Raw genomic sequence first — 25,744 nt, 5'->3', positions numbered from 1 at the left:
CCCATCAGAGGCGGGATTCAGATCGGCAGCTGCGTCGTCGACTTGACCTCTTCCAGCACGGCGTAGGTCCGCGTCTCGCGCACGCCGGGGATCCGCACCAGGACCTCTTCCAGGAACACCCTCCAGGCGGGCAGGTCGCGCACTCGCGCCTTGATCAGATAGTCGAAGCCGCCCGCCACCATGTGGCACTCCAGGACGTCGGGCGAGCGACGGGCCGCCGCCGCGAAGGTCTCGAAGACGTCGGGCGTGGTGCGGTCCAGCAGCACCTCCACGAAGATCAGCACGCCGCGCTCCACCAGCGCCGGATCCACCAGCGCCGCGAAGCCGGTGATGTAGCCGCTATCGCGCAGCCGGCGGACCCGATCGGAGCAGGCCGAGGGCGACAGGTGGCAGCGCTCGGCCAACTCGGCGTTGCTGATGCGGCCGTCGGCCTGCAGCACCCGCAGCAATCGCCGATCGGTGTCGTCCAGCCGCAGGATATTCGCCATAGTGTCTGTCCGCAGGAGAAGCTTCGGCTGAAGGCCCGTTCTTACGTAGCACATTCGCCGAAATCTGCCCTACGCCGAATGCTTACGGATGTGGAGGCGTGGATGTCGTTCGATCACCTGGATGCGGCGAAGTTCGCCGATGAACGTACGGCCATTGCGGCCCTGCTCGCCGCCAAGCCCCTGTCGCAGCAGGACCGCGACGCCGTGCAGGGCGAAGCCGAGGCCCTGGTCCGGGCCGCCCGCCAGAGCGCCCGCCGCCAGGGCGTGGTCGAAAGCTTCCTGCAGGAGTTCAGCCTCTCCACCCGCGAGGGCCTGGCGCTGATGTGCCTGGCCGAGGCGCTGCTCCGCACGCCCGACGAGGAGACCCGCGACCGCCTGATCGCCGAGAAGATCGCCTCCGCCGACTGGGCCAGCCACGCCGGCCGCTCCGACAGCCTGCTGGTCAACGCCTCCACCTGGAGCCTGATGCTCACCGGCAAGATCATCGACCCGGACGAGGAGGCGCGGAGCGATCTGCCGGGCTTCGTCCGGCGGCTGGCCGGGCGGCTCGGTGAGCCGGTCATCCGCAAGGCCGTGGGCGCCGCCGTCCGCATCATGGGCGAACAGTTCGTATTGGGCGCCACCATCGAGAAGGCCATCAAGCGCGCGGGCGGCGACGGCTTCGTCTGCTCGTTCGACATGCTGGGCGAGGGCGCCCGCACCGACGCCGACGCCGATCGCTATGAGACCGCCTACGCCCGCGCCATCCAGATCGTCGGCGGACACGCCAAGGGCCAGGGCCCCGAGCGCGGCCACGGCGTCTCGGTGAAGCTGTCGGCCCTCTCGCCGCGGTACGAGGCGCGCCAGGCCGAGCGGGTGTTCGCCGACCTGTACCCTCGCATCCTGCGCCTCGCGGTCATGGCCGCCGAGGCCGATATCAACCTGACCCTCGACGCCGAGGAGGCCGACCGCCTCGTCATCTCCCTGGAGCTGCTGGACCGGCTGGCGCGTGAGCCGGCGCTGGGCGCCTGGCGCGGCCTCGGCCTCGCGGTGCAGGCCTACCAGAAGCGCGGGCCTCAGGTGATCGACGCCGTCGCCGGCATCGCCCGCGCGTCCGGCCGCCGGCTGATGGTGCGCCTGGTGAAGGGCGCCTACTGGGACTCGGAGATCAAGCGCGCCCAGGTCGCCGGCCTGCCCGGCTATCCGGTCTACACGACCAAGGCGGCCACCGACGTCAGCTACCTGGTCTGCGCCCGCGCCCTGCTGGCGGCCGCGCCGGCGCTGTACGGCCAGTTCGCGACCCACAACGCCCACACCCTCGCCGCCGTCCGGGTGATGGCGAGCCAGATGGGCCTAAGCCCCGAGTTCCAGCGCCTGCACGGCATGGGCGAGGCGCTCTATGGCGGCGCCAAGGACCGCTACGGCGACTTCCCGCTCCGGGTCTACGCCCCGGTGGGCAGCCACGAGGACCTCCTGCCCTACCTCGTCCGTCGCCTGCTGGAGAACGGCGCCAACACCTCGTTCGTCCACGCCCTGCTCGACGAGAAGACCCCGGTGTCGAAGGTCGTCGTCGACCCGATCACCGCCGTCGAGGCCGCAGGCGCCGGCCCGCACCCGCGCATCCCGCTGCCGCGCGACGTCTACGGGCCCGGCCGGAAGAATTCCGAGGGCCTGGACCTCTCCATCAAGGCGGTGCGCGACCAGCTCACGGCGGCGGTCGCCAAGCTGGATAGGGAGGAACTGGAAGCCGGGCCGATCATCTCGGGTCGACTGGAAAAGGCGGGCGCCTTCAAGCCGGCGCTGTCGCCGTCCCACCTCTCCCGCACGCTCGGCCGCGCCTGGCAGGCGACGCCCGCCCAGGCCGATACGGCGTTCGCCGCCGCCCACGCCGCCCAGCCGGGCTGGGACCGCCGCGGCGGGGAGGGCCGCGCCAAGGTGCTGCGGGCTATGGGCGACGCGCTGGAAACCGACCGCGAGCGCCTGATCTCCATCTGCGTCCGCGAAGCCGGCAAGAGCTACGCCGACGCCATCGCCGAGGTGCGCGAGGCCGTGGACTTCTGCCGCTACTACGCCCTGCTGGCCGAGCGGCAGTTCGCCAGCCCGGAGACCCTGCGCGGCCCGGTGGGCGAGACCAACCAGCTGTCCTTGCGCGGCCGCGGCGTGTTCGTCTGCATCAGCCCGTGGAATTTCCCCCTGGCCATCTTCACCGGCCAGGTGGCCGCGGCCCTGGCCGCCGGCAACGGCGTGCTGGCCAAGCCGGCGGAGCAGACCCCGATCATCGCCAGCGAGGCGGTGAAGCTGTTCCATGCCGCCGGCGTGCCGGAGGGCCTGCTGCACCTGCTGCCCGGCGACGGCGCGACGGTCGGCCAGGCCCTGGTCTCGCACCCCGGCTGCGACGGCGTGGCCTTCACCGGCGGGACCGACACGGCCTGGGCGATCAACCGGACGCTCGCCGCGCGTCAGGGGCCCATCGTGCCCTTCATCGCCGAGACCGGCGGGCTGAACGCCATGTTCGTCGACACGACCGCCCTGCGCGAACAGGTGATCGACGATGTGCTCGCCTCGGCCTTTGGATCGGCCGGCCAGCGCTGCTCGGCCCTGCGGATCCTGTTCGCGCCGCACGAGACCGCCGACGCGCTGATCGACGGCCTTAAGGGCGCCATGGACACCCTTGTGGTCGGCGATCCGGCCGATCCGCGCACCGACATCGGACCGGTGATCGATACCGACGCCAAGGCCGTGCTCGACGCCCACGTGGAGCGGCTGGCGGCCGAGGGCCGCGTGCTGCGAAGGCTGGAGGTTCCGGCCGGCGGCCATTTCTTCGCCCCGACCCTGGCCGAGATCCCCGACGCCGCCTTCCTGCAGAAGGAGGTCTTCGGCCCGGTCCTGCACGTGGTCCGCTACGACCCGGCCAAGCTGGCCGAGGCCGCCGCGCCGCTGGTGGCCGCGCGCTACGGCCTGACCCTCGGCGTTCACAGCCGCATCGAGGCCTTCGCCGACGAAGTCCGTGAGGCCGTCCCCGCCGGCAACGCCTATGTGAACCGCTCGATGATCGGCGCGGTGGTCGGCGTGCAGCCGTTCGGCGGCGAGGGGCTGTCGGGCACCGGTCCCAAGGCCGGCGGGCCGCATGCCCTGCTGCGGTATGCGGTGGAGCGGGCGGTCAGTGTCAACATCACCGCCCAGGGCGGCGATCCGGCGCTGCTGAACCTGGACGCCTGATCGGCCGCTCATCGCGCCAGCGGCGCCTTTGGCCGAGCGCCCTTTGACGCGCGCGGGCCAGACCCGTGTACCGGGCGCACCGGTGGCGGAAGACGACGCAATGCGGATCCTGGTGGGAACACCGACTTACAATGGCCAGCTGACGACCCACTACACCGGGTCGCTGCTGTCGCTGTGGGCGGAAATGGGCGACCGGCTGGACTGGAAGACCACCAGCGGCACGCTGCTGGCGTGGGCGCGCAACGCCCTGGCCAGCCATGTGCTGGAGTCCGGCCACTCCCACCTGCTCTTCATCGACAGCGATATCGACTACCCGCCCCACTTGATCCGTCGGATGCTCGACTTCGACTCGCCGGTCGTCTCGGCGGTCTGCCCGCACCGGGTTCTGGACGTGCCGCGTTTCCACGCCATGTCGCGGATGCACGACAACCCGGGCGGCGCCTGGGCCCGCTCGCTCAGCTTCGTGATGGAGCTGGAGACACCGCGCGTGGAGCGGAACGGCTTCTACAAGGCGCGCCGCACTGGGACGGGCCTCATGCTCATCAAGCGGCAGGTGTTCGAGACCCTGCGCGACGCCCATCCCGAGCTCTATCGCCCTGCCGCCGGCAGCTACTACGAGCACCAGGGCCTGAAGAACGTCCTGCAATGCTTCGACCCCGACTACGACGAAACCGGCGTCGCCATGGGCGAGGACGTCTCGTTCTGCCGGCGGTGGCAGGCCACGGGCGGCGACATCTGGGTCGTCTTCGACGAGGCCGTCGGCCACGTGGGGCCCTTCGTCTTTCGGGCCAGCCTCTGACGTCTTGCCCATAGCGCAGCCTGTTCGGCGCTCATGCGTTGATGCTCCCGGACGCCGGCCATGGGGTCGGTTCGAGGGACGACATGACACTGCAGCAGGCCCTGGCCTTCGGGCTGGTCGGCATGACCATCGCCGCCTTCATCTGGGGGCGCTGGCGATATGACGTGATCGCGCTCGTCGCGCTGGTCCTCGGGGTCGCCATCGGTGTCGTGCCGGCGAAGGCGGCGTTCTCCGGATTCGCCAACGACGTCACCGTGATCATCGCCTGCGCGCTCGTGGTCAGCGCCGCCTTCGCCCGCTCCGGAATCGTCGAGGCGGCGTTGCGGCCGGTGCTTCCTCGCCTGACGGACGCGCGGACCCAGGTCCCGCTGTTCACCGCCGCGGTGACCGTGCTGTCCATGGTGACCAAGAACGTCGGGGCGCTGGCCCTGATGATGCCGATCGCCCTGCAGGTCGCCCGGCGGACCGGCACGTCTCCCTCTCGCCTGCTGATGCCCATGAGTTTCGGCGCGCTCATCGGCGGAACGGTGACGATGGTCGGCACATCGCCGAACATCCTCGTCTCGGAGGTGCGTGAGCAGATCCTCGGGCGGCCCTTCGGCATGTACGACTACGCGCCGGTCGGGCTGGGCCTCACGGCGCTGGGACTCGTGTTCCTGGCGTTCGGCTACCGGCTGCTGCCCGAGCAGCGGGTCGCGGCGGAGACGCTCGACGCGGCGATCGAGACCGCGCCCTACCTCACCGAGGTGGCCGTTCCGCCGGACTGGTCGCTGGAGAAGCGCACACTGCGCCACCTGCAGACCCTCGGCGAGAACGAGGTGACCATCATGGCCCTTGTCCGCGATGGCCAGCGGCGAAAGGCGCCGCACCTCAACACCCGCGCCCGGCCTGGCGACATCCTGCTGGTGGAGGGCGACCACGAGGCGCTGGACCGGATGATCAGCCGCGCGCGCCTGCGGCTCACGCGCTCAGACCGGCCGATCGCCATGGACGAACCCACCGAGGAGGTGCGGGTGGTGGAAGCCGTGGTCAGCCAGGACTCCCTTCTGATCGGCCGCTCGGCCGGCCAGGCAGACCTCTACGGCCAACACGGGGTCAACCTGCTGGCGGTGAGCCGCGCCGGCTACCGCACCCCCGCCGCGCTCACCACCATGCGCCTGCGGTCGGGCGATATCGTCGTGGTGCAGGGCGCCGAGAGGACCCTGCCGGGCGCGTTGAAGACCCTGGGCCTGCTGCCGCTGGCCGAGCGCGAGGTGCGGTTGGGCGGCGTGCGACGGCGCGTCGTGCCGGCCCTGATCCTCGCCGCGGCCATGATCCTGGTGGCCGCCCAGGCCGTGCCCGTAGCCATGGCCTTCTTCGCCGCGGCCGTGGCGATGGTGGTGTCGGGCGCGATCCGGATGCGCGAGGCCTATTCGGCGTTCGATGGGCCCGTCCTGGTGCTGATCGCGGCGCTGATCCCCGTCAGCGACGCCATCCGCGCCACGGGCGGCGCAGACCTGATCGCGCAGACGCTGGCCTTCGTTTTCGAGGGGCAGGCGCCGATCCTGGCCCTGGGTGCGATCATGGCCGTCGCGATGGCGGCGACCCCTTTCCTCAACAACGCAGCCACCGTGCTGATCGTCGCCCCCGTCGGCGCCGCGCTAGCGAAGCTGTTGGGCCTCAACCCCGACCCGTTCCTGATGGCGGTGGCGGTCGGGGCGGCCTGCGACTTTCTGACGCCGGTGGGCCACCAGTGCAACACGCTGGTCATGGCGCCGGGCGGCTATCGCTTCTCGGACTACCCGCGTCTGGGCGCGCCGCTGACTCTGCTGGTTCTCCTCGTGGGGACGCCGTTGATCGCCGCCGTCTGGCCGCTCGGATGAGTGTTCACATGGTCGTGAGCGCGACGCCCGGTTAACCCCCGGCGTCGAGTGCGCCATCCTCGGCGTTAAGACCTCGTTAGCGAAAAAGTTTGGGGACGGACAGGCCGCCTCATTGACGACTCCCGGGGGCTCATGTGTCCATATGTGGGTTGGTTCGGGGGCTGGACCACAACATATGGGGCTGAAGGCCAAGGGGCCTTCTTCGAGGGGCAAGGCAGGGACATGAGCGAAGCGGCGAAGGTTGGGATTGCCGAGACTTCTGAACGTGTTGCGCCGGCGCAGGCCCGGCCGCAGCTGCAGCTGGTGCGCAAGGTCGAGGTCGACCGCGAGCGGGACGCGCTGCTGACCGATTTCGGCAAGACCACGCTGGAGGACCGTTACCTCCTGCCGGGCGAGAGCTACCAGGACATGTTCGCCCGCGTCGCCACGGCCTATGCCGACGACGCCGAGCACGCCCAGCGGATCTACGACTACATCTCGCGCCTGTGGTTCATGCCGGCAACGCCGGTGCTCTCGAACGGCGGTGCAGGCCGCGGCCTGCCCATCTCCTGCTTCCTCAACGCCGTGCCCGACAACCTGGAAGGCATCCAGGGCGTCTGGAACGAGAACGTGGCCCTGGCGTCGAACGGCGGCGGCATCGGCACCTACTGGGGCGGCGTGCGCTCCATCGGCGAGAAGGTGAAGGGCGCCGGGCAGACCAGCGGCATCATCCCCTTCATCCGCGTGATGGACAGCCTGACCCTGGCGATCAGCCAGGGTTCGCTGCGCCGCGGCTCGGCGGCCGTCTACCTCGATGTCCACCACCCCGAGATCGAGGAGTTCCTCGAGATTCGGAAGCCGTCGGGCGACTTCAACCGCAAGAGCCTCAACCTCCACCACGGCCTGTCGATCACCGACGAGTTTATGGAGGCCGTCCGCGACGGCGCCATGTTCAGCCTGCGCTCGCCGAAGACGGGCGAGGTGATCCGCGAGGTCGACGCCCGCTCGCTCTGGCAGAAGATCCTCGAGATCCGTCTGCAGACCGGCGAGCCCTACCTGATCTTCTCCGACACGGTGAACCGCGCCATGCCGCAGCACCAGCGTGAGCTGGGCCTGTCGGTGCGCCAGTCGAACCTGTGCTCAGAGATCATGCTGCACACCGGCAAGGACCACCTGGGCCTGGAGCGGACCGCGGTCTGCTGCCTCAGCTCGGTCAACGCCGAGACCTTCCTGGAGTGGCGCGACCACCCGACGTTCATCGAGGACGTCATGCGCTTCCTCGACAACGTGCTGGAGGACTTTATCAACCGGGCCCCGCCCGAGATGAAGCACGCGGTCTACGCGGCCCGGCGCGAGCGTTCGGTGGGCCTCGGCCTGATGGGCTTCCACTCGTTCCTGCAGGCCCAGAACGTGCCGTTCGAGAGCGCCATGGCCAAGTCCTGGAACATGCGCCTCTTCAAGACCCTGCGCCGCCAGTGCGACGCGGCCTCCCGCAAGCTGGCCGCCGAGCGCGGCCCCTGCCCGGACGCGGCCGAGCGCGGCGTGATGGAGCGGTTCAGCCACAAGCTGGCCATCGCCCCGACCGCCTCGATCTCGATCATCTGCGGCGGCACCTCGGCGGGCATCGAGCCGATCCCGGCCAACATCTACACCCACAAGACCCTCTCCGGGACCTTCGCGGTGAAGAACCCCTACCTGGAACGGTTGCTAGACGAGAAGGGCCAGAACACCGCCGCGGTCTGGGACTCGATCCTGGCCAACGAGGGCTCGGTCCAGCATCTGGACTTCCTCAGCCAGGACGAGAAGGACGTCTACAAGACCGCCTTCGAGATCGACCAGCGCTGGGTCGTCGAGCTGGCGGCCGACCGTACGCCCGACATCTGCCAGTCCCAGTCGGTGAACCTGTTCCTGCCCGGCGACGTCAACAAGTGGGACCTGCACATGCTGCACTGGCAGGCGTGGGAGCGGGGCTGCAAGTCGCTCTACTACCTCCGCTCCAAGTCGGTGCAGCGGGCGGCCCATGCCGGGGGCGAGGAGATCGCCGCCCAGATCCAGGTCGAGGGCAAGACCGACTACGAGGAATGCCTGGCCTGCCAGTAGGCCATCGTCGCTACGTCAGGAGCGGACGCACGTCCCAGCCGGGCTCGAACGGATAGCGTTCGGCCCACAGGGCGGCCAGGCGCGGTTCGGTGTCCACGCGGCGGGCCACCTCGCCAAGGCGAGGGGCGACGGCCGCGAACGCCTGCCGGCGGGGGCGGAAGCGGCTGACCACCGCGACGTAGAGGTCGAGCACGGTCAGGGCCTCGCCCAGGATGTAGCGGCCGACCGGCGCGGCGCCCGCCTCCATCACCGCCCAGCACTCCAGGATCCGCGCCTCGATGCGGCGGTCCACGTCGGCCCACAGCGAGGCGTCGGCCACCAGGCGCGACGGGTCGTCCTTCAGCCAGTAGTGGGCGTAGATCGCCGAGCTCACGAAGCTCATCCACCGCAGGAAGGCCGCGCGCCGAGGATCGTCCAGCCGGGGCGCGAGGCCGGCTTCCGGGTGCAGCTCCCCCAGCCGCACCAGGATCGCCGCGCTCTCGGTCATCACCTCGCCCGACGGCAGCACCAGCGCCGGGACCTGCCGGAGCGGATTGGCGGCCAGCACCCGGTCGCCCGCCTCCGGGGCGTCGAAGGCGAAGGTGGGCGCCTCCACCAGCGCGTACGGCTGGCCCATGAGCGTCAGGGCCGCCTCCACGGCCACCCCGCCCGATCCGACGGCGGAATACAAGATGTAGCGGTCAGTCATTGGTCATCCACAACCGATAGCGAATTCATCCCCCGCCGCGACGAAAGTTCCCGGTGCGCGAAACGCGCTTCAGGCTTACCTTTCCCTTAACAGGAAGCGTCCGCTCCCGATTCGTCCGAAGGGTAAGTCCGTGACCACGTCCACCGTCCGCCAGCTTCCCGGCCTGCTCACCCCGTCCTTCGCCTACAAGCCGTTCCGCTACCCGTGGGCCTACGACTACTGGAAGAAGCAGCAGCAGGTGCACTGGATGCCGGAGGAGGTCCCGCTGGGCGAGGACCTGAAGGACTGGGCCACCAAGCTCAACGACCGCGAGCGCAACCTGCTCACCCAGATCTTCCGCTTCTTCACCCAGTCGGACGTCGAGGTGAACGACAACTACATGGAGCGGTACGCCAGAGTCTTCAAACCCACCGAGGTGAAGATGATGCTCTCGGCGTTCTCCAACATGGAGACGATCCACATCGCCGCCTACGCGCTGCTGCTCGAGACGATCGGCATGCCCGACAGCGAGTTCACGGCCTTCCTCGACTACCAGGCCATGCGCGACAAGCACGACTACATGCAGCAGTTCGGCGTCGACACCGACGCCGACATCTGCCGCACCCTGGCCATGTTCGGCGGCTTCACCGAGGGGCTGCAGCTGTTCGCCAGCTTCGCGATGCTGATGAACTTCCCGCGCCACAACAAGATGAAGGGCATGGGCCAGATCGTCTCGTGGTCGGTGCGCGACGAGAGCCTGCACTGCGAGGGGATCATCAAGCTGTACCACGCCTTCAACAAGGAGACGGGCGCGGTGACCAAGGCGGTGGCCGACGACATCGTCGACTGCTGCAAGACGGTGGTGGGCCTGGAGGACAAGTTCATCGACCTGGCCTTCGAGGCCGGCGAGGTCCAGGGCATGACCCCGGACGACATCAAGAAATACATCCGCTTCATCGCCGACTGGCGCCTGAAGCAGCTGGGCCTGCCCCAGGTCTACGAGATCGGCGCCGAAAACCCGCTGCCCTGGCTGCAGTCGATGCTGAGCGGCGTCGAACACGCCAACTTCTTCGAGGCCCGCAGCACCGAATACTCCAAGGCCGCGACCAAGGGTCAATGGCACGGCGACCAGGGCGTCTGGGCCGACTTCGACCGGATGATGGCCAAGCGGGCGGAGACGCTGCCGGCGGAGTGAGGGGGCCGGGGCCGTTGGCGGATGCCCAGCCTCGGCCTTAACGCGAAGTGGTGATTCCAAGCCGAAGTTCGGAAGGTTCGGTGGTCAGCGCCAGGCCAAGCGGCTGCGGTCAACGCGAAGAACTGGCGCATCGCTGCCCCTCCTCCACCGGAGAGAGGAAGGCTTCGATCTCATGGGCGGAGGGGAGCCCTGCGGGGCCGGACACTCAAGGACGGCCCGGGGGCCGCCGCGGGGCGGCCGGCCAGGGGCCGGTGTCGGCGGACTGACCGGACCCGAAGGGCAGGCTCGTCGCCACGAGATTGAAGCGCGAGCGCCGCCGCCGCTGATCCCCCCGCGTCCGCCGATGGATGGCTGGGGGAGGCGGACCTTACCGCGTCGCGAGACGTCCCTGACGCTCCAGGTCGGCGTAGATGCAGTCGCTCTTGGGCCCGTGCCCGAAATCCTCGCCCGGGACGTAGGCCGCCCAGCCGCCGCCAACCTTGGTCGGCTGGACGTTCGGGACCCCGCAGCGGGATGCGGCCTCCACAATCTGGCGTGGGGTCGCCCACCGGTCCGCGTTCTCATCGCCGACAAAGCACGCTGACATGCCGAGGCCCGCGAGCGCCGCGGCGACGGGCGCGACCGCCCTGCGGCATAGGTGGGATGCCATTCGCATGAGTTCCTCGGAGCCTGTCCGTCGCACCTTGGTCTCGGCGCGCTGAACAGTCCGTCAAGGGCGGCGCATCCCCTCCGGTGTCATCCCGGTTTCGCCGCAGGCGAAGACCGGGACCCAACCCGCCGAACGCTGCATGGACTGTCTGCGGTCTCCGCGCCGACGCTCCGTTCGGCGCCCCCAGGCGCGTGGAGCGGCGTTGGGTCCCGGTCTTGGGCGTTCGCCCAAACCGGGATGACAGCCGAGAGGGGGGCGGAAAAGGGTCCGGCCTTGCACGACCAGGCTCACCGACGGCATCCTGCCCGCGGGGGCGCGTGTGGCGGACCACGAGAAGATCGGTACGGTCTGGACCGACGATGAGCTCGATCTCATCGTCGCCGACCATTTCGCCATGCTGGAGGCCGAGCAGGCTGGCCGCAGCTATGTGAAGTCTCGCCATGCGGCCGAGCTGATGGCGCGGATCGGGCGGACTCATCGCTCGGTCGAGTTCAAGCACATGAACATCTCGGCGGTGCTGGAGGAACTGGGGCACCCCACGATCCGCGGCTACAAGCCGAAGCCCAACTATCAGCGCACGATCCTGGACGCGATCGAACGCTATCTGTCGTCCCGGCCGGTCACGCTCTGGCGGCCGGAGGCGGTGGAACTGGCCGAGCCGGGCGGTCTCTTCGTGGAGCCGCCACCGCCGTTGCAGCCGGCACGCGACCGTCCCAAGGAGCTGGAGCGCCTGGTCCGGAAGTTCGACGCCGGCGAAAGGGACTTCCGCAACCGGCAGCTCGGTAAGGCAGGTGAGCGGGCGGTGTTCGAGTTCGAACAGCATCGATTGCGCGCCGAGGATCGGCCGGACCTGGCTCGCAAGGTGCGCTGGGTGGCGGAGGAGGATGGTGACGGCGCCGGCTATGACATCCGCTCGTTCGACCGATCGGGGCGGGAGCGCCTGCTGGAGGTCAAGACCACGCTGGGCGGGCGCACCACGCCCTTCTACCTGACGCGCAATGAGTGTGCGCTCGCCGACGAGCGGGCGGACGCCTTCAGGCTGCTACGGCTCTACTCGTTCGCCCGCGAGCCGCGGATGTTCGAACTGGAGCCGCCGCTGGCCGACGCCGTGCGGCTATCGCCGCACACCTATCAGGCGAGCTTCGCGTAGTGTTGGCGGTGAGTGGCCAGGGTTCAGTTCTCGCTACTGAGTTGACTGACGTAGAGGTTGTCGCCGAGGGCCGTGGAGCGGCCCTTGGCTGTGTCGCCGCTTAGGGTCTTGCCCTCGAGCGTCACGATCCAGGGCAATTGGCGCTTGAGGCCTCGCGTGGGGGCGTGCCGCGTCACTTCGACTGTGATGGACTTGAGCGCGACGCCGGGTCCGAAATGCGGTTGCAGATCATCCGGATCGACCTCCGTCACCGATTGCGGATCCTGCGGATCGCGAAACGTGACGAGGAGCGGAAATTCCGCAGGGGTCAGTTCGACGGGGCGCCCGGGTTTCCTCCGCCAGGATGCGCGGTCGGCGCCAAACACGCGGCGAAACGCGGCGTCGGGAGTCCAGACGTCGCTCTCCACGTACCAAGCTTGAAGGTCACGGTTGAAAGTCTTGTAGGCCAGGGTCGCGAGCAAAGGACCTTTCTCGAGAGCGACAAGCGTGGCTTCGCCCCGCGTCCGGTACGAAGACACGTCCATGAAGCCGAGTTGCTCGATGCCTTGATGCCAGCGCAGGCGGCGCACGTTGGACCCGACAATGGTCTCGCCGCCCCGGCGCACGGAAACGGTGACCCTGTAGTTGAACGCCACATCGCCCGCGCATCCGCCCAGGGGCAGGGCGCCAGCGAGGCCTGCGGCCACAAAACCCCGTCGGCTCCAAGGCTCGACGAGGCCGGGTGGGCCTGGCCTCATTGGCTGGCGCCTCGACGGTCCGAGCATTCGGGCATCTCATTCTCCGCACACGCCCTGCGCGCATTGCAGCGAAACAAGATCAACGTCCAGTAGATGTGTTGGTGGGTTGCGGCGTGATCAGGAGGTGAACGGTGTCCGCCTTCCGGCCGGCAGCCAAGCGCCGCTTGCGGCGCATAGGGGGCGGCGCATCCCCTCCGGTGTCATCCCGGTTTCGCCGCGGGCGAAGACCGGGACCCAACCCGCCGAAAGCTGCATGGACTGTCTGCGGTCTCCGCGCCGACGCTCCGTTCGGCGCCCCCAGGCGTGTGGAACGACGTTGGGTCCCGGTCTTGGGCGTTCGCCCAAACCGGGATGACAGCCGGTAGGGGGCGGAAAAGGGTGCGCGCTACCATGGGCGCCGCCAACCGCCTCACCGCCTTCAGCGGAGCTCCCTGGGGCCGTCGCTAGGCGTGGGCGACGCCGGTGCGGCGGGCTCTCAGGGCCGTGCCCGCCAGGCCGAAGCCGGCGATCATGATCAGCCAGACACTGGGTTCGGGAACCGGCGCGGCAGGGTTGAAGGAGGGCGCGAAAGCGAAGCCGTTGTAGGCGCTGGCCTTGAGCGGATCGGCGGGGGCCCCGCCAAAGGTGGTCGTGAGCGCAATCCCGTCCTCATAGAGTCCCGTGGTCAGGTTGTAGCGGTTCAGGAGGGCGTCGCCGCCGAACGTCTGCTGGCCGAGCCAGAGCGAGCCGTCGGGCGCGAAGGCGAAGCCGCTGTAGGCGCTGGCCTTGAGCGGATCGGCGGGGGCCCCGCCGAAGGTGGTCGTGAGCGCGATCCCGCCCTCATAGAGTCCCGTGGTCGGGTTGTAGCGGTTCAGGAGGGCGTCGCCGCCGAACGTCTGCTGACCGAGCCAGAGCGAGCCGTCGGGCGCGAAGGCGAAGCCGTTGTAGGCGCTGGCCTTGAGCGGATCGGCGGGGGCCCCGCCGAAGGTGGTCGTGAGCGCAATCCCGCCCTCATAGAGTCCCGTGGTCGGGTTGTAGCGGTTCAGGAGGGCGTCGCCGCCGAACGTCTGCTGAGCGAGCCAGAGCGAGCCGTCGGGCGCGAAGGCGAAGCCGTTGTAGGCGCTGGCCTTGAGCGGATCGGCGGGGGCCCCGCCGAAGGTGGTCGTGAGCGCAACCCCGTCCTCATAGAGTCCCGTGGTCGGGTTGTAGCGGTTCAGGAGGGCGTCGCCGCCGAACGTCTGCTGACCTAGCCAGAGCCCGGCCGCTGCGGGCGTGGAGAAGAAGACGATGGCGGCGGCCAAGGTCGCCCAAATTGCCCGCATGCCCGCTCTTCCTTTCCTGGCGTTCCCGTCCTGGATCGCGGCCCACATGGGGTTGGCGCGCGCCGGGACGGCGAAGGTCAGAAGACCGGCGATGGCGGCCACACCGGCCAGCCAGGTGCGAGCAGGCATTGATCTTTCCCCGTTCCGCGCGCCGGCAGGTCAGCCAGGCCGCGCTATCCCGATACCGGCCCCACGCCAGCAAGGGGCCGGGATACAGGGCATTCCGCCGCCGATCTCGTCGTTCCGCGAACTCGGAACGGGCATTTTGGGAACCGTCGCGACGGTCTTCCAGGCGACCTTTCCGGAAAACGGCGATCTCGTAGTAGAGCTGTCGGATCACGCTGTGGGGGCAGGATCAGATGGCGCTCGACGTCCTTCGGCTCTCGACGTCGTCCTTTCCGGAGGGGGACCGCGACGAGGTGATCCGCGAGTACTACGGCAAGATCGCCCAGCGGATGGAGATCGAGCCGGCCGCCGGCCGCCCGTTCCACATGGATGTCGCGGCCATGCGCCTGCCGGGGGTGATGGTGGGCCATGGAACGGTGAGCGCGCTGGCCGGCAGCCGCACCGCCGCCATGCGGTGCGACGGCGCGTCGGACATCATCCTGTCGTTCCAGAAGCAGGGGGCCGTACTGCGGGAGGGCGAGCGGGAAACGGTCGTCCGGCCGGGGGATGTCTCCCTGACCGCGCTGGATCGCCCGACCACGCTGTTCATGTCGGAGGAGCGGAACCGCTTCCTGACGGTGCAGATCTCCCGCGCGTCTCTCGCGCCGCTGCTCGCGAATGTCGACGATCTGCTCCGCGGGTCACTGCAGATCGGGCGGCCGGGTCTGCGCCTCCTCGAGGCCTATGCATCCAGCCTGTCCCCGGAGGACCTTCAGGACCCCGACGTGCAGATGCTCGCGGCCCGACACCTGGTCGAGCTGGCGGTGATCGCCCTCGCGTCGACGCCGGATGGCGTGCGGAAGGCCGGCGCCGGGGGGCTGCGGGCGGCGCGAAGAGAGGCCGCAAAGGCCATCGTCATGAAGGCCATCGACTCGCCGCACCTGTCGGCGGCTTGGGTGGCGGCCCGCCTGGGGGTCACGCCGCGATATCTTCACAAGCTGTTCGAGGATCAGCCGCAGACGTTCGCGCGGTTCGTCACCGACACGCGCCTCGCCCGCGCGATGCGGGCGCTGTCCGATCCGCTCCAGCGTGACCGCCGGATCGTCGATATCGCGCTGCAGGCGGGATTTGGGGACGTGACCACCTTCAACCGCGCCTTTCGGAGGCGGTTCGGCAAGTCGCCGTCGGAATGCCGGCCCTGAGGACGCGCGAGCCCGGCGTGGAGACGTGGCGCGGCCGGGCGCGTGAGCGCCCGGCCGGCTCCGATCAGAACGTGTAGCGCAGGGTCGCCGAGGCGGTCCGGCCGAGGTAGGCGCGACCCGCGACAACGCCGCTGGCCGGGATGGCCGCCTGTTCGACGTCGGAGAGGGCGAGCTTGTTGAACAGGTTGTTGACGTTGACCATCAACTGAACCCGCTCGGTCGGGCGAACCTGGACGAAGGCGTTGACCAGGGTGTAGCCGGGCAGCTTCAGCTGGTTCGTGTCCTGCGCGTAGCTGCTCGTGGTCCCGATGAAATTCGCGCCGAGGGTCGCGTACTCCAGCTCGACCTGCGGGGTGACCGAGAAGATCAGGTCGGCCTGGTGGCGCGGCTTGTTGCCGATGAACTCGGGATGGGCGGCGTCCTTGGAGATCTTGGCGTCGGTGTAGGTGGCGCCGCCGGTGACGCTGAACGGCCCATGGCGGACAGCCGCCTCGACCTCGACGCCCTTGGCCTTGTAGCCGCGGACGATGTTCTCGACCTGGATGTCGCCGGCCGCGTTGCTGTTGACCTGGGTGTTGCGCTCGCCGGTCTTCGCCGAGAAGGCGGTGACGTTGAACGTGACGCCCGAGATCCGGTACTTCAGGCCGAGCTCGATCTGCTTGACGGTGTCGTAGGCGCTCTTCGAGTCCACAAGCTTGCCGGTGCTGTAGTTGACCGCCGGGGTGAACAGGATCTTGTCGGCGGAGGCGCGGCCGCCGCGGCTGTAGCGGCCGAAGACGGCCAGCTGCTCGGCGATGCGGTAGTTCACGCCCGTCGAATAGCTGAGGTAGTCGTAGTCGTAGTCCACATTGCCGGGCTGGCCGAGCGGCAGCGAGGCGACCTGGGTCTCCGCCAGGGAGATCCGGCCATCGCCGTTCATGTCGACCGTCGTGACGCCGACCCGGCCGCCGCCGAGCTCGCCGCCGTAGAGCGTGCCGTTCACCTTGCCGAAGTCGTAGCGCAGGCTGCCGCCCACCGCGATCTTGCCCACGTGGTAGTTGATCGACGCATAGGGCGCATCGACGCCGTAGTTCATGTCGTAGGTGCGGTGGTAGAGCGCGCCGCCGATGCCGTAGGCGAGGTAGCCGTCCTGGGTGACCGGGACGCCGGCGGCGGTCCTGATGTCGACCAGCGCCGAGTCGCCGTCGCCGCGCACGTCGGTCAGGACGTTGAGGAACGACAGGTCCACGCCGTAGTCCTGCGAGGACTTGTAGTAGCCGACGGTCGTCGTCAGGTTGCCGTCGCCCACCTTCCAGACGCGGCTCGCGCGGATGTCGTTGGTCGCGTTATCGAGGCTGTTGAGCTTGGTGTAGAGGAACAGCGACGAGGTCAGCAGGCCGTTGCCGTTCAGGGCCGCGGCGCTGGGGATCGCCTGGCCCGCCTGCGGACCCGTGGCGAAGCTGAGGGTCCCGCCCGGCCCGCCGTAGACGAAGGCGAGCGCCGCCGCCGGCGCCACGGCGATCGGCCGGACGGTCATGTTGCTGCCGCCGATATCGGCGACGCGGAACTTCTCGGTGATGGTCCAGCCGCCCACGTCGAACTGGGCGTCGAGGCCGATCGACTTGACCACGGAGTGCTGCCCGCCGCGGACGTCGTCCCGCACGATGTTGTTGTCGCCATCGAGCGTCAGGATGTTGCTGTTGTAGGGCGACAGCAGCGAGTCGGTCTTCAGGTTGAAGTTGGTGGGGCCGGTGAACGTCGGGTCGGCGTTCGTGCCCGTGACCCGGATCGGAACGAACTGGTACGAGGGCGTGCGGTCGTCCAGCCACTTGCCGTGGATGCGCACGTAGCCGTTCTCGAACTGCTTGGTGATGTTGGCCTTGATCTGGCCGCCCTTGTAGGCGGTGAAGCCGACATCGCGCGGACCTTCGCCCTGGCGGTAGAAGCCGCCGATGTGCATGCGCAGGGTGTCGTTGATCTTGTAGCCGTAGTCGCCCTCGACGCGCTTCTCGCCGTAGCCCAGGCCGTAGGTCGCCTGGACGGCGCCGCCTTCGGTATCGCCGGTCTTGGAGATCAGGTTGATCACGCCGCCGGGCGAGTTCGAGGCGAAGGTCGAGGCCGAGCCGCCGCGGATGGTTTCGATCTGCGCCAGGTTGAGGTCGGCGCGCATGAACGTGTCGGAGCCGGCCAGCTGCATGTCGCCGAATTCCAGGACCGGCAGGCCGTCCTCCTGGAGCTGGACATACTTCGAGCCCGTACCCGACAGCGGCAGGCCGCGGATCGAGTAGTTGGCGTTGCCTTCGCCGCCGGCGTATTCGGCGCGGATGCCGGGGATGTTGCGCAGCACTTCGCCCAGCGCGCGCGCGCCCAGCACTTCGATCTCCGAGTCCCGCAGCGCGCTCGTCGAGGTGGCGCTGTCGAGGCGGTCGCGGCCCTTGGCGACACCGGTCGAGAAGACCGCTTCGCCCTTGGCGGGCTTCGCCGCGTCGGCGGTCTGCGCGGCCGCCGGCGTGATCAGCAGGAATGGCGCGATCGCCGCCGACATGTAGAGGTGCTTCATTGAATATATTCCCAATGTTCTTGTTCTAGAACGGTTATTGGTCGCCGTAATTTTGCCGCCCGAGTCTAACGAGAGTGTAAATTGCGAGGTCGCATGTAAGGCGCTGACATGCGACATATTGTACGGGTACCTGTGGTATATTGTATTCGCGTCATCGCAACTATCGCGCGACCGAGTTTTCGCGGAAATTGGGCGGCCGTTTTATTCTATCGGCGCTGAAAGGTGTTGAGGTTCAGGTCGGGAGGGGGCGGCAGGACGGCCTGAAGGCCGCCGAGCGGATCACGCCGCCGGCGGCCACGAGGCGCCCTTGGCCGTCACCGTCCGGCGGCTGCCCGCCTGGGCGCCATTTGAGCCATCGGCTCGTCCTCGTGCCGATCCATCGTGGCCGCGGAGCGCAGCCGGAACCGGGCCACCAGGGTGCTGAGCTCGTCGGCCTGGTCCGCCAGGCTCCGAGCCGCCGCCGTCGCCTCGTTGACCATCGCCGCATTCTGCTGCGTCATCCGGTCCATACTGGCCACGGCGCTGTTCACCTGCTTCAGATTCTCGGCCTGGGTCTCGGTGCTTTGCGCGATCTCGTTGATGAGGGCGTTGGTGTCCCCGATCTTCGCGCCGATGAGTGCGAGCACTTCTCCGGTGTGTCCGACGCGGCCCACGCCGCTGGCCACCTGCTCCGAGGACGCGTTGATCAGGGCCTTGATGTCGCGCGCCGCGTCGGCTGAGCGTTGAGCCAGCGCGCGGACTTCCGAGGCCACGACCGCGAAGCCCTTGCCCGCGTCACCCGCGCGCGCCGCCTCGACGCCCGCGTTCAGGGCCAGGAGGTTGGTCTGGAACGTGATGCTGTCGATCAGGTTGATGATCTGGCTGATCTCTTCCGAGCTCGCCTGGATGGCGTCCATCGCCGAAATCGCTTCGTTGACGATCGCGCCGCCTTCCGCTGCATTGCCGTTCGCCACCTCGATCGCGGTGCGGGCGTCGGCGGCCCGTTGCGCGGTCTCGCCGACCATGACGGTCACCTGCTGGGAGGCGGCCGTGGTCTCCTCGAGGCTCGCGGCCTGCTGCTCGGTCCGTCGCGAAAGATCCTCCGAGGCCGCATAGATCTCGGCGGCGCCCGAATGCACGCTCCGGGCGGACTGTACGACCCCCGAGATGCTCCGCTCGAGGCCTTCCACGGCGCTGTTGAACGACTGGCGCAGCCGTTCGTATTCGGGTTCGAACGGGCTGGTGATGACGTGGGTCAGATCGCCTGAGGCGAGGGCGGCCAGCGCCGTATCCAGCGTTTCCACCACGCGCCGCTGGGCCGCCTCGGCGACGACCCTGGCCCGGTCCGCCTCTTCCTTCGCGCGGTCGGCGTCGGCCTTGGCCCGATCCGCCTCGGCCTTGGCCAGGGCGGCGTCGCGGAAGACGAGCACGGCCCGCGCCATGTCGCCCAGTTCGTCGGCGCGGTCGGCGTCGACCGCGATGTCGTTGTCGCCCTCGGCAAGCTGGGTCATCGCCTGGGTGAGGGTGGTGATGGGGCGAGCGATCGTCCGGCTCAGCATGCGAGAAAGCGTCATGGCGATCGCGATCAGGGCGATGCCGCCGATGGCGAGCGCGACCATGGCGATCACGATGGCCATCTGCTGGCGCGCGCCGTTCTCGGCGATGTTCTTGGCTTCGGCGCTGCGCACGTCGCGAAGCGGCAGCACCGCCGCGCTCACCAGAACCTTGCTGCCCGCGTCACGCACTTCCTGCTGGGCCTCATCGCGGAGCCCGGACCCGACGACCTTGATCAGCCGGTCGCCCCAGTCCTTCCGCCACGCCACCGTCGCGGTGCGCGAGGCCTCGATCGCCTTCAGCATGGCGGGGTCGGTGAGCGTCGAGGTCAGCTTTTGCGCGACCTGATCGTACTCATCCCGGCCCTCGTAGTACGACTTGAGGTAGCTCTTGTCGCCCGTGACCAGGTAACCACGAAGCTGGCTGTTCTGCCGTAGAATCGCCGTCTCGAGCGCCAATGCGTCGGCGTGAATCGCCTGACTGCGGTTGCTGCTCTCTGTCGACGCTCGGATCATCAAGATGGTCGCGAGGAGCACGACCATCATCACTGCCGCCGAAACGCAGATGAAGACGAAAGACAAGCTGAGCTTCTTCGGGATGTTCATTTCGAATTTCATCATTCCACTACTGGCTGTGCGGGCCGCATACTCGAGACACTGGCGATTGTTCGAGCGTTCCGCCGCGCAAGGCCGCCGAATGAGCTCAAAAACGCCGTTTTGCAGATCGCCACACAGCTAGGCCGCAGTGCTTGCCCGGGCATTAACGGCGATTTCCGACCGTCACATTCGACCTGCGACATATAGTCCAGCAGAGATAAAGGGGCCGGTTTAGTCCGCCTTAACGGGCCCCATTGCTCAGTGGGGATCTCAGCGATGAGAAACGATCAAATCGCAGGATGCGCCCCCACTTGGCGTGACCGCCAGTGAACTAGTCGGTCCCCACCTATGCGGGACTCAATACGTGTGTAGGTTGTGATTTTCATGAAGATGCTAGCGGCCGCTGACGCAAGAGATGCATTTGCGCGTCAGGCCGAAAGCTGCCGTTCGTCCGGCTCGGCCTTCGTGGCGGCCGTGCTCGAGGCCGTGGATCGCCATCTCCCCCTTGCTCCGATAAGCAGCCGCATAGTCCAGGGGTGGACGGGAGATCCGGCCGCCGCGGCCGTCGCCCTGCGGGTCAACGGGGCGCTCCATGCGCTCGCGCGTCGGGGCAGTCCCCCCTATCTCGCGGCGCTTTACAATGGAGACCACGACGACTTCGACGGCGCTGTCGCGGCGGCGCTGTCGCAGGAGGATCAGTTCATCGCCGACTGGATCCGCCACCCCACCCAGACCAATGAAGTGGCGCGAGGGGCGGCGATCATGTCGGCGCTCATGGCGTTCGCGGCAGAGCGGCCCATGCCGTTCCAGATACTGGAGATGGGGTCGAGCTGCGGCCTTAACCTCAATCTGGCGCGTTACGCCTATCGGCTAGGCGGGGTGTCCGCCGGCGACCCCTCGTCCTCCGTTCGCATCGAGCCGCAATGGCGTGGCGCCGATCCGCCCGTCGCGCCCGTGACGATCGTGGCGGCGCATGGCGTGGATCTGAATCCGCTCAGCGCCCTCGACCCCGCTCATCGCGAACGGTTGCTGTCCTTCACCTGGGCCGATCAGCCTTCGCGATCCCGACGGCTCGAGGCCGCCCTGGATGTCGCCATTGCGCACCCGCCTCAGGTGCACCGGGGCGATGCAAAGCTGTGGCTCACCCAGCGCCTGGCCGAACGTCAGCCCGAGGGGGTCTGCCGCGTCGTCGTGCACACGATGTTCCTCCAGTACCTGAGCGACCGTGACCGGCAGGAGATCGCCGGAATGATAGCCGCGGCCGGCGCCGGCGCCACGGCGGATCGGCCCCTCATCGAGATCGGCCTCGAATGGACAACCGACCGGCGCGAGGTTCAACTGGGCTTCACGCGCTGGCCGGACGGCGAGAGCGCGGTGCTGGCGACTTGCCACCCCTATGGGGATTGGGTGTCGTGGCGCGGCTCCGTTCCCGGCGCCCGCCACGCTGACGCTCCATCGGACAGGCGAGGGGCCTCGGCGCTCGTTCAGGCGAGGTCGGCGGCCTCATAGAGGGGCCGGAGCTCGAGCTCGCTGGGGCCGGGCATGGGGTTGGGGCAGCGTCTGGCCCAGGCGAGGGCCTCGTCCATGTCGGCGACTTCCCACAGCCAGAAGCCGGCGACCAGTTCCGTGGGATTGGGGAAGGGGCCGTCGATGACCGTGCGGGCGGCGCCGTCGAAGGCGACGCGCTTGCCGGCGGACGAGGGCTTCAGGCCATCGCCGGCGATCAGGACGCCGGCTTCGGCGAGCGCATCGTTGAAGCGGCCCATGGCCTCCATCATCGCCGTGGCCTCCGGCGTCGGCCGGAAGCCCTGTTCGCTGTCGGGGGTGGCCTTCACGAGCACCATCACACGCATCGTCTCGCTCTCCTTCGCGGCGGTCATGGTAACGACGATCGAGGCGGGGCGTCTGCGACAGGACCGTAAGAATTTTCGCGGCGGGTGTGTCGGTCGCGGTGGGGACGGGTCGTCCTGGGGTCGGAGCCTGCGACCAGAGAGGGATGAATCCATGACCGATGCGCCAAGCGCCACGGGACCCGCCTCGTACTTCCCATCGATCGAGAAGACCTACGGCCGCCCGATCGCGGCGTGGCAGGCGCTGGTCCGCCAGCACTGTCCCGCAAAGCACATGGAGCTTGTGGCGATGCTCAAGCGCGAGCACGGGATGGGCCACGGGCATGCCAACGCCATCGTGGCCCACACCCTGGCGGAAGACCGCCTCTGAGCAGCCGGCGGGACGTGCTCTAGCCGGGGAAGGCGCCCCGGACTGTCTCGCCGCCCTTGTGGTCGCGGCGCTTGCTGAGCTCCTTGTCGAGCACGCGCGCCAGCTTGCCGAGGGCCGAGGTCACGGCCTCGTCGATGGACGCTCCGCGGTCGCTGGCGGCGAGGGGATCGGCGCCCCGGGGCCTGGCCTCGATGGAGCAGCGCTTGTCGCCGGGACCGGATTTTGCGGCGTTCTCGTCGGCGAGGAAGACCTCGACGTGGGTGATGTGACTCTCGAACCGGCGGAGGCCTTGTCGGACCGCCGCCTCGACCCGGCTGGCCACCGCCACGTTGCCGGGAAGGTGGTTGTCGGTGTTGACCAGCACCTGCACGCCACGCTCGGAGCCCGGGGGCCCGGACGGCTGGTCTGCGGCCGCCCGCTCTGGCGGGGTCGCCTCGAAACCCTGATGCCCAGCCGCCTCGGCGTCCGCGAGGTCTGACTTGTCGGCGGCGATCGCGCCCTCGGGGCTGGGGGACATGGGCTTGCTTGCGTCTTCGTGGCTGGCCCCGGGGCCGCCCCAGCGGACCGTGTTGGGATGCTTCTCGGGCATGTCTCTTCCTCTTCTGTCTTGGGGGTCCCCAATCGAACGCCTGGGCGTTGGCGGGGTTCTGCGAGATCGGCCGGGAAGGGGGCGCCGGCGCGCGCGCCGGTTTGATGACGCAGCGTCGCTCGGCTAAGGCCAGCGGATGTCACTGCTTACGACCACCGACTATTTCCCCGTGACGGCCGTCGGGCCCGGGCGCTGGACCCTGCAGGCCGGGCCGGAGTGGAAGAACCCCAACGGGCCGCTGTGGGGCGGGTTTCCGATCGGGCTGGCGCTGAGCGTGCTGGCGGCCGAGCCGGAGGCGGTGGGCGAGCCCCTGTCGATCACCCTGACCTATGTGGCGGCGCTGGTGGAGGGCGAGATCGACATCCGCACCCGGCGGCTGCGCCAGGGCGGGTCGATCGGGGTGTGGGAGGTGGACCTCCGGCCGGCCGGCGCCGAGGGGACCAGCGTGCACGCCATCGTCACCCTGGCGCGCCGGCCGGACACGCCGCCGTTCGCCTTCGCCAAGATGCCCGAGGCGCCCGATCCGGACAGCCTGCCCGAGCCGGCGAGCCCCGGCGGGGCGCGGCACTTCGGGGCGCGGGCGTTCGAGCGGCGGACGACCGAGAGGTTCCCGATCCAGCCGGCGGCGGACTCGCGATCGGTCGCCTGGGTGCGGCCGCGCGAATGCGCCTGGAGCAAGCCCCTGTTGGGCATGGTGACCGACAACTCGCCGCCTCGCGCCTTCTATGCGTTCGGCCACAACGTCATGACCACGACCCTGTCCCTGACGGTCTATCTGCACGCCTCCGCCGACGAGGTGGCCGCGGCGGGGCGCGACTTCCTGCTGGTGGAGTACGAGGGGCGTGTCGGCGGGGGCGGCGCCTCGGATGAGCGCTCCAGCTACTGGCGGCGGGACGGCAAGCTGCTGGCCACCAGCGAGCAGCTCGTCTGGTACCGGACGGTCCCGCGGCAGGTTCCGGAGTAGGGCGCGGATCGAGCGCCGCTACAGCTGGCGGCCGAGGCGTTTCTCCACTTGGCGACGTTCCCAGTCGGCGCCGAGGAAGGGGATGAACTCGAAAACGGCGGCGCCGTGGGCCGCCACGCCGAGGCCCCAGCCCAGGGCGGGCCAGACGAACCAGAGATACTGCGGGTAGCCGACCAGGTTGATGGCGGCCAGGATGGCGATGACCACCACGTACTGGGTCAGGTGGACGTAGAAGGCCTTGATCTTCCTGACATGGGCGAGGGCCAGGGCCTCGTCCGGGCGGACGGCGTCGGGCTGGGCGGCGTGGGGCATATCCATCGGGGGCTCCTTCAGGCGGTCGAGGTCGATCTCGAAAACCGCCGCCAGGGCGTTGAGGGATTCCAGGCTGCCGGGATGGCCGCGCTCGAGCCGCTGGATGGTGCGCACGCTGAGGCCCGAGATCTCGGCGAGCTGCTCCTGGGACCAGCCCCGTTGCAGCCGCATCTTCTGGATCAGAATGCTCACGTTCCTAGTCCTCACGTCCTTGCGGTGATCGCCACAAGCCTGGACGCGAGCGGCATTGGGACGCCACGACGCCGACCCGTCAACCGCCTGACACGGGGCCGCCAGGAGGCCGACGCCGAGCCGCCAGCGCCGCCGGCTATGCGGGGTGTGGCGTGGGTGGCGTCGGGCGGCCGCCCAGCCGGTCGGCCAGGGCGAAGACGAAGGGGTTGAGGCTGATCGACAGGAGCGCCGCGGCGAGGATCAGGTCGTGCGTCTCGCGGCTGAGCGCGCCCAGGGTGACGCCCAGGCCGGCCAGGATGAACGAGAACTCCCCCACCTGGGCCAGGCTGGCGGCGACGGTGACGCTGGTGGCGCGGTCGAGGCGGAAGAGGGTGGTGATCGCCAGGGCGGCGACGGACTTGCCGATGACTACGATGCCGAGCACGGCGGCCACGGCCAGCGGCTCGCGCAGCAGCACCGTGGGGTCGAACAGCATCCCCACCGACACGAAGAACAGCACCGCGAAGGCGTCGCGCAGGGGCAGGGAGCGCTCGGCGGCGTTGTGGCCCAGGGGCGAGCCGTTGAGCACCAGCCCGGCCACGAAGGCGCCAAGAGCGAAGCTGGCGCCGAAGACCTCGTAGGCGACCCAGGCGATGCCGAGGGCGATGGAGAGGACGCCCAGGGTGAACAGCTCGCGCGAGCGGGTGTGGGCGATGCGGACCAGCAGCCAGGGCAGCACCTTGCCGCCGACGATCAGCATCAGGGCGACGAAGGCCGCGACCTTGGCGAGGGTCCAGCCGATCTGGCCCCAGACGGCGGCGGGCTCGCCCGAGCCGGCGCCGATGAGCAGCGGCAGCAGCACCAGGGCGACCACGATCACCAGGTCCTCGACGATCAGCCAGCCGACGGCGATGCGGCCGATCTCGGTCTTGATCTGCTTGCGCTCCTCGAGGGCGCGGATCAGGACGACGGTGGAGGCGACCGAGAGGGCGAAGCCGAGCAGCGCGGCCTCCACGTGCGGCAGGCCCATGAGCCGGCCGAGACCCCAGCCGAGCGCGGTGGCGGCGGTGATCTGGGCGATGGCGCCCGGGACCGCGAGCTTGCGGGCCTGCATCAGGTCCTTGGGCGAGAAGTGCAGGCCGACGCCGAACATCAGCAGGATGACGCCGATCTCGGCGAGCTGGGGCGCGAGCTCGGTGTCGGCCACATAGCCGGGGGTGAAGGGGCCGACCACGACACCGGCCAGCAGGTAGCCCACCAGGGGCGACAGCTTCAGCCGGTTGGCCAGCATGCCGAGGACGAAGGCGAGGACGAATCCGCCGACGAGCGTGAGAATCAGGCTGTCGGCGTGCGGCATCCAGGCTCCGGTGCAGGTGAGGTGAAGTCCC

Annotated in this window: 20 protein-coding genes and 1 pseudogene; 10 read left to right on the top strand and 11 right to left on the bottom strand. The window is 69.1% G+C overall.

The features are described from left to right. Positions 1-17 precede the first annotated feature (17 nt). Complete coding sequence (locus tag DJ019_RS04500; RefSeq protein WP_111274813.1) at positions 18-488, bottom strand: winged helix-turn-helix transcriptional regulator; 471 nt, start codon at positions 486-488, stop codon at positions 18-20. A gap of 102 nt (positions 489-590) precedes the next feature. On the opposite strand from DJ019_RS04500, the gene putA reads away from it, so the two are divergent. The 4 genes from putA to DJ019_RS04480 all read left to right on the top strand — a co-directional run bounded on the left by putA (position 591) and on the right by DJ019_RS04480 (position 8,426). Further along, positions 591-3,686: a bifunctional proline dehydrogenase/L-glutamate gamma-semialdehyde dehydrogenase PutA gene (gene putA / locus DJ019_RS04495; protein WP_111274812.1), complete on the top strand. Its 3,096-nt coding sequence runs from the start codon at positions 591-593 to the stop codon at positions 3,684-3,686. Between the two features lie 112 nt (positions 3,687-3,798). Continuing rightward, positions 3,799-4,485, top strand: coding sequence for a hypothetical protein (locus DJ019_RS04490; protein ID WP_165843894.1), 687 nt, complete (start codon positions 3,799-3,801; stop codon positions 4,483-4,485). A gap of 83 nt (positions 4,486-4,568) precedes the next feature. Further along, on the top strand, positions 4,569-6,347 hold the full coding sequence (locus DJ019_RS04485) for an SLC13 family permease (protein WP_111274810.1): 1,779 nt from the start codon (positions 4,569-4,571) through the stop codon (positions 6,345-6,347). Positions 6,348-6,569: 222 nt separating this feature from the next. Beyond that, positions 6,570-8,426: a ribonucleoside-diphosphate reductase subunit alpha gene (locus DJ019_RS04480; RefSeq protein WP_111274809.1), complete on the top strand. Its 1,857-nt coding sequence runs from the start codon at positions 6,570-6,572 to the stop codon at positions 8,424-8,426. Positions 8,427-8,436: 10 nt separating this feature from the next. On the opposite strand, the gene DJ019_RS04475 is transcribed toward DJ019_RS04480, so the two are convergent. Beyond that, positions 8,437-9,114 (bottom strand): glutathione S-transferase family protein, encoded by a 678-nt coding sequence (locus DJ019_RS04475; RefSeq protein WP_111274808.1) that lies wholly within the window; start codon positions 9,112-9,114, stop codon positions 8,437-8,439. A gap of 130 nt (positions 9,115-9,244) precedes the next feature. On the opposite strand from DJ019_RS04475, the gene DJ019_RS04470 reads away from it, so the two are divergent. Then, the gene (locus DJ019_RS04470; RefSeq protein WP_111274807.1) at positions 9,245-10,288 is read left to right on the top strand and encodes a ribonucleotide-diphosphate reductase subunit beta; all 1,044 of its coding nucleotides are present in this window, start codon (positions 9,245-9,247) and stop codon (positions 10,286-10,288) included. A 367-nt stretch (positions 10,289-10,655) separates the two neighbouring features. Here the strand turns inward: DJ019_RS04470 and DJ019_RS04465 are convergent, their stop codons facing one another. Further along, positions 10,656-10,937, bottom strand: a complete 282-nt coding sequence (locus tag DJ019_RS04465) for a hypothetical protein (protein ID WP_111274806.1) — start codon at positions 10,935-10,937, stop codon at positions 10,656-10,658. 319 nt (positions 10,938-11,256) lie between these two features. Here DJ019_RS04465 and DJ019_RS04460 point away from each other — a divergent pair, with 319 nt between their 5' ends. Further along, positions 11,257-12,087, top strand: a complete 831-nt coding sequence (locus tag DJ019_RS04460) for a protein NO VEIN domain-containing protein (RefSeq protein WP_240606370.1) — start codon at positions 11,257-11,259, stop codon at positions 12,085-12,087. 23 nt (positions 12,088-12,110) lie between these two features. Here DJ019_RS04460 and DJ019_RS04455 read toward each other — a convergent pair whose 3' ends face one another. Then, positions 12,111-12,722 (bottom strand): hypothetical protein, encoded by a 612-nt coding sequence (locus tag DJ019_RS04455; RefSeq protein ID WP_133255244.1) that lies wholly within the window; start codon positions 12,720-12,722, stop codon positions 12,111-12,113. Positions 12,723-13,267: 545 nt separating this feature from the next. Further along, positions 13,268-14,254, bottom strand: coding sequence for a PEPxxWA-CTERM sorting domain-containing protein (locus DJ019_RS04450; protein ID WP_205854087.1), 987 nt, complete (start codon positions 14,252-14,254; stop codon positions 13,268-13,270). A 230-nt stretch (positions 14,255-14,484) separates the two neighbouring features. Between DJ019_RS04450 and DJ019_RS04440 the strand changes: the two genes are divergently transcribed. Further along, positions 14,485-15,432: an AraC family transcriptional regulator gene (locus tag DJ019_RS04440; protein WP_111274802.1), complete on the top strand. Its 948-nt coding sequence runs from the start codon at positions 14,485-14,487 to the stop codon at positions 15,430-15,432. 64 nt (positions 15,433-15,496) lie between these two features. Here the strand turns inward: DJ019_RS04440 and DJ019_RS04435 are convergent, their stop codons facing one another. Both DJ019_RS04435 and DJ019_RS04430 read right to left on the bottom strand, forming a co-directional pair. Further along, positions 15,497-17,971: a TonB-dependent receptor domain-containing protein gene (locus DJ019_RS04435; RefSeq protein WP_111274801.1), complete on the bottom strand. Its 2,475-nt coding sequence runs from the start codon at positions 17,969-17,971 to the stop codon at positions 15,497-15,499. A 314-nt stretch (positions 17,972-18,285) separates the two neighbouring features. Continuing rightward, complete coding sequence (locus DJ019_RS04430) at positions 18,286-20,124, bottom strand: methyl-accepting chemotaxis protein (protein ID WP_240606369.1); 1,839 nt, start codon at positions 20,122-20,124, stop codon at positions 18,286-18,288. A gap of 360 nt (positions 20,125-20,484) precedes the next feature. On the opposite strand from DJ019_RS04430, the pseudogene DJ019_RS04425 reads away from it, so the two are divergent. Continuing rightward, positions 20,485-21,522 (top strand): annotated as a pseudogene (locus DJ019_RS04425) (DUF2332 domain-containing protein); the annotation flags it as partial. A gap of 62 nt (positions 21,523-21,584) precedes the next feature. On the opposite strand, the gene DJ019_RS04420 reads toward DJ019_RS04425, so the two are convergent. Continuing rightward, complete coding sequence (locus DJ019_RS04420) at positions 21,585-21,980, bottom strand: YciI family protein (protein ID WP_205854086.1); 396 nt, start codon at positions 21,978-21,980, stop codon at positions 21,585-21,587. Between the two features lie 124 nt (positions 21,981-22,104). On the opposite strand from DJ019_RS04420, the gene DJ019_RS04415 reads away from it, so the two are divergent. Beyond that, the gene (locus DJ019_RS04415) at positions 22,105-22,320 is read left to right on the top strand and encodes a DUF4287 domain-containing protein (protein ID WP_111274799.1); all 216 of its coding nucleotides are present in this window, start codon (positions 22,105-22,107) and stop codon (positions 22,318-22,320) included. Between the two features lie 19 nt (positions 22,321-22,339). Here DJ019_RS04415 and DJ019_RS04410 read toward each other — a convergent pair whose 3' ends face one another. Continuing rightward, the gene (locus tag DJ019_RS04410) at positions 22,340-22,909 is read right to left on the bottom strand and encodes an HPF/RaiA family ribosome-associated protein (RefSeq protein WP_111274798.1); all 570 of its coding nucleotides are present in this window, start codon (positions 22,907-22,909) and stop codon (positions 22,340-22,342) included. A 136-nt stretch (positions 22,910-23,045) separates the two neighbouring features. Here DJ019_RS04410 and DJ019_RS04405 point away from each other — a divergent pair, with 136 nt between their 5' ends. Then, complete coding sequence (locus DJ019_RS04405; RefSeq protein ID WP_111274797.1) at positions 23,046-23,873, top strand: thioesterase family protein; 828 nt, start codon at positions 23,046-23,048, stop codon at positions 23,871-23,873. Between the two features lie 18 nt (positions 23,874-23,891). On the opposite strand, the gene DJ019_RS04400 is transcribed toward DJ019_RS04405, so the two are convergent. Both DJ019_RS04400 and DJ019_RS04395 read right to left on the bottom strand, forming a co-directional pair. Beyond that, on the bottom strand, positions 23,892-24,377 hold the full coding sequence (locus tag DJ019_RS04400) for a 2TM domain-containing protein (protein ID WP_205854085.1): 486 nt from the start codon (positions 24,375-24,377) through the stop codon (positions 23,892-23,894). A 136-nt stretch (positions 24,378-24,513) separates the two neighbouring features. Then, positions 24,514-25,713 (bottom strand): cation:proton antiporter domain-containing protein, encoded by a 1,200-nt coding sequence (locus tag DJ019_RS04395; RefSeq protein WP_111274796.1) that lies wholly within the window; start codon positions 25,711-25,713, stop codon positions 24,514-24,516. Between the last annotated feature and the right edge of the window lie 31 nt (positions 25,714-25,744).

Origin of the sequence: Phenylobacterium kunshanense, assembly GCF_003254525.1 — a bacterium.
GTDB lineage: Bacteria > Pseudomonadota > Alphaproteobacteria > Caulobacterales > Caulobacteraceae > Phenylobacterium > Phenylobacterium kunshanense.
The sequence above is the reverse complement of the archived record's forward strand: the minus strand, read 5'-3'. Positions and strand labels throughout refer to the sequence as shown.